Source organism: Fusibacter sp. (assembly GCF_057447755.1).
In genome coordinates this window covers 1-4089 of record NZ_JBVBZF010000314.1, presented here as the reverse complement: position 1 = coordinate 4089, position 4089 = coordinate 1, and the positions used below count along the sequence as shown (strand labels likewise).

Genomic DNA, 4089 nt, shown 5'->3' with positions numbered 1-4089 from the left:
GAGAGTTCGCCACGAAGTTTAACCGGCTTTAAGTTTGCCACGATAATGACTTTTTTACCTACAATATCCGTTGGTTTATAATGCTTGGCAATACCTGAAACCACTTGTCTCACATCATTGCCAACCTTTAAGGTTAAAATCAAAAGCTTATCCGCATTTGGATGTGCTTTAGCTGCCGTGATGGTCGCCACTCTTAAATCTACCTTTGAAAAATCATCAATGGTGATTTCTGGCTTAATTGGCGCAAACTCTTTTACATGCTTGGATGCTGCCATTTCTTCAAGCGCTTCAAGTTCTGCCTTGATGTCAATTCTTGGGAAGAGAGAGTCGCCTTTTTGAACCCTAGTACCTGCTGGGTATAAATTCGCTGCCTTCACTGCATCCCATTTCGTCGCATCCCCTTCAGCTATACCAATTTGAGACCAAATACCACGAGATGTATGAATCATAAATGGCTGAATTAAAATTGAGATCAAACGAATGCTATCAATGAGATTATATAGGACTGTGTCAAGCTTGCCTGCATTGGCTTCATCCTTTGCAAGTGCCCAAGGCATTGTTTCATCAATATATTTATTGGTTCTACGGATGACCTTCCAGATTTCTTCAAGTGCACCTGAAAAATCTAAGTTGTCCATTTTCTTATCGAGTGCTAAATATGCGTTTGTGCCAACCTGTTTTAAGTCCGCGTCAAATTCTGTCGTTTGGCCAATTGAAGGCACGATACCATCTCTATACTTTTCAACCATTGAGACACTTCGTGAAACCAAGTTACCAAGGTCGTTTGCAAGGTCTGCATTGATTCTATTGAGAAGAACCTCATTTGTGAAAATACCATCTTGTCCGAAAGTATACTCACGAAGTAAGAAGTATTTAAGAGCATCTACGCCATATCTCTCGATTAAGACAACCGGATCGACGATATTGCCTTTAGATTTTGACATTTTGCCACCTTCGAGTAGAATCCAGCCATGACCAAATACTTTTTTTGGTACCGGTATGTCAAGTGCCATCAAGATGGCAAACCAGATAATCGTATGGAATCTCACGATTTCCTTACCTACCAAATGAACATCTGCTGGCCAAAACTTGGCGAACTCGCCATCCTTCACTTCTGGATAACCGAGTGCTGTAATATAGTTGCTAAGGGCATCAAGCCATACGTAAATAACATGTTTTTCATCGATTGGCACTGGTACACCCCAGTCAAAGGTCGATCTTGAAACACATAAGTCCTCAAGTCCTGGTTTGATGAAGTTGTTTACCATCTCGTTAATTCTTGATTTAGGCTCTAAAATATCTGGATTAGTCTCAAATAATTCAAGAAGCTTATCCTGGTATTTAGAAAGCTTAAAGAAATAAGCCTCTTCTTTAGTCACTTGAACTGGACGACCACAATCAGGGCAATTGCCATCCTTTAATTGAGATTCTGTCCAGAAGGATTCACAAGGTGTACAATAAAGCCCCTCGTATTCACCCTTATAAATGTCACCTTTTTCATAAAGAGTCATAAATAACTGCTGAACGCGTCTTTCATGGTAATCATCTGTCGTTCTGATAAAGTGGTCATAAGAAATCTCCATAGTTTCCCAGAGCTGCTTGATTTCATCTACAACCACATCCAAAAATGCCTTTGGCGTTTTGCCTTGTTCACTAGCGACATTTTGAATTTTTTGACCGTGTTCATCTGTTCCCGTTAAGAACATCACATCAAAACCCGTTACCCTTTTATAACGTGCAATGGCATCTGCTGCCACAGTGGTATAGGTATGACCAATGTGAAGCTTTGAACTTGGATAATAAATCGGTGTCGTTACATAATAAGTACCTTTTGACATACTAAAACCTCCTATATCTTTTATTAATACCTCATAATTGATTTTCAAACTAAATAATTCTCACCCTAAAGAAACAAAAAACAAAAAAACCCCGACCCACCAAGGGACGAAGTCAATGTCGTGTTACCACCCTACTTTGATATCACATCACTGTAATATCCTCGTGTTGATCTAAACAATCAACTGTACTCTAACGTGTACAAATCCGTAACACACTACTGCAATTTTCATGTGCTCTGTTCAAGGGCCATCTTCATTTGCTTCCGGACGCTGAATTTCACCAAAGATCAGCTCTCTAAGGTTCTTCCGCAAACTACTCTTCCTATCCATACATTTAGCTTTCAATTATCGAAATTGTACCATATCAACCTTGTCCTTGCAAGCACAAGAAATGAAGAAATTTCAAATTTTTTTTAAACCTTCATTATATGGGTTTCATTTTTTATGCTTTTATGTTATGATGACCTTGGCTCTGTGATGTTATTTTTTTATCATATTGCTGGGGTTTTTCATTAAATAGATGGAAGCCTCCACAACTAAATGTTATTGTTGGTCCTTTTAATAGGATAACAGGGAATGAGGTTAAATGCCTCAGCAGCCCCCGCTACTGTATGGGAGTACGAAGTTTCAATACCACTGTGGACAAAAAAGTTCATGGGAAGGTGAAAATGTAGAACGATCCCCAAGCCAGGAGACCTACCAACGATATTCAATGAACAAAACTTCGGAGGGAAGTTTGCGCATTACTGATGTTCTAATGGCTCACCATAAATCTAGGGTCATAAACGGAAATAGTCGCACACCTTTCAGGTGTGCTTTTTTATTTTAAACTTATCTATTTTAAATTCAAAGGAGTAAGCAAATGAAGAAAGATGCTGTTTTAATTATTGCCCACGGAAGTAAGGTTCAGGAAACTGATGAAATCATGAAAAAGTACAAGCAGGCCCTTGTTGCTAAAATGCCGGAAACTCTAATTGAGTATTGCTACCTACAACTTATGGAACCTTCTATCGAAAACATCGTTGAAACCCTTTACAAGCAAGGCGTTCGCAATATAAAAGCCTTCCCGTTTTTTATATTCAATGGCAACCACATCAAGGAAGATATTCCTGAAGTCCTTGAAAAAATCGAATCAGAATACGGCGACCTCAAATTTACCTTCCTTAATAACATTGGTTACGACGAGAAAATGCTCGATCTTATTATTGAAAGGGTAAGCTTATGAAGTTCGAATATAAAAAAGACCCAATGGGCATAGAACGCGAAAGCTTTGAGATTATAGATGATATCATCGCTAAATCTGCAAAGATTTATCCATCGGGTGATCCACTTGTACAAAATATTTACAGACGTGTCATTCATACCAGTGCGGATTTTGATTACCTTGACAATCTCAAAGTGGAAGACCGTTTTTTAAGCGCTTTTACAAGGGCCATTACTGATAAATCAAGTGAACCCGTAACCGTCTACACAGATACAAACATGGTGCTTTCAGGCATCAACAAGGCCGCTTTTAACCAAACGGGTTGGCAGCTTAAGTGCTTTGTGGCAAACGATGAAGCCAAAGCAATCGCCAAAGAACAAGGCATCACACGCTCAATGGCATCCATCCAATTGGCGCTTAAAGAACCTGGCAAGAAAATATTTGTATTTGGAAATGCACCGACTGCTATTTTTCAGGTCCTTGACCTTCAAGATGAATTTGAAGAAAGTCTTATCGGCATCATAGGTGTTCCCGTTGGATTTGTAGGTGCAGAAGAATCAAAACTCGCATTATACAATTCAACCATTCCTTGTATTACTGCCCTTGGCAGAAAAGGTGGCAGCAACGTTGCAGCAGCAATCGTCAATGCATTGGTTTACAATTTTAAAGAAAGAGCTTAATGATGAACACATCCTCTAATATCGATTTTACCAAACAGGCGGATCGGTTAATAAGTGCAGATGGCAAAATGTTGAAAATGGGATATACCACTGGTGCCTGTGCAACAGCTGCTGCCAAAGCAGCCTTAATGGTCTTGCTCTCACCAGAGGTCAAGAACGAAATATTGGAACATGGTATAGAGATTACGAATACTGAGGGTACCATATTGACCTTGCCACTTGCCTCATTTGAATTTGATGCACAGGGTGCTTGTAGCTGTACAGTCATCAAGGACGCTGGTGATGATCACGATGTGACCAACGGCCTTGAGATTGTTGCGAAAGTTATTCTTGATCATACCACACCTAGTATTCAAATAGACGGCGG

General features: G+C 39.6%; 4 protein-coding genes, 1 riboswitch and 1 other annotated feature. Of the genes, 3 read left to right on the top strand and 1 reads right to left on the bottom strand.

Going from position 1 to position 4089, the window contains the following annotated elements:
* On the bottom strand, window positions 1–1838 hold a 1838-nt coding region (metG, locus tag AC220I_RS19235), incomplete at its 3' end, for a methionine--tRNA ligase (RefSeq protein WP_486725484.1).
* Between the two features lie 99 nt (window positions 1839–1937).
* Window positions 1938–2176, bottom strand: a binding site (T-box leader).
* A 195-nt stretch (window positions 2177–2371) separates the two neighbouring features.
* Window positions 2372–2556: riboswitch (cobalamin riboswitch) on the top strand.
* A 144-nt stretch (window positions 2557–2700) separates the two neighbouring features.
* Here metG and AC220I_RS19230 point away from each other — a divergent pair.
* The 3 genes from AC220I_RS19230 to AC220I_RS19220 form a co-directional block, all read left to right on the top strand.
* The gene (locus tag AC220I_RS19230; RefSeq protein ID WP_486725483.1) at window positions 2701–3063 is read left to right on the top strand and encodes a sirohydrochlorin chelatase; all 363 of its coding nucleotides are present in this window, start codon (window positions 2701–2703) and stop codon (window positions 3061–3063) included.
* Window positions 3060–3722: a precorrin-8X methylmutase gene (locus tag AC220I_RS19225; RefSeq protein ID WP_486725482.1), complete on the top strand. Its 663-nt coding sequence runs from the start codon at window positions 3060–3062 to the stop codon at window positions 3720–3722. The genes AC220I_RS19230 and AC220I_RS19225 overlap by 4 nt, the downstream gene beginning before the upstream one ends.
* The coding region (locus AC220I_RS19220; protein WP_486725481.1) for a cobalt-precorrin-5B (C(1))-methyltransferase at window positions 3722–4089 on the top strand (368 nt) is incomplete at its 3' end. The genes AC220I_RS19225 and AC220I_RS19220, both read left to right, overlap by 1 nt.

Bases quoted from the DNA above. Each gene is read 5' to 3' on its own strand.
- AC220I_RS19225 (WP_486725482.1), top strand. From the start codon at position 3,060: ATGAAGTTCGAATATAAAAAAGACCCAATGGGCATAGAACGCGAAAGC.
- AC220I_RS19230 (WP_486725483.1), top strand. From the start codon at position 2,701: ATGAAGAAAGATGCTGTTTTAATTATTGCCCACGGAAGTAAGGTTCAG.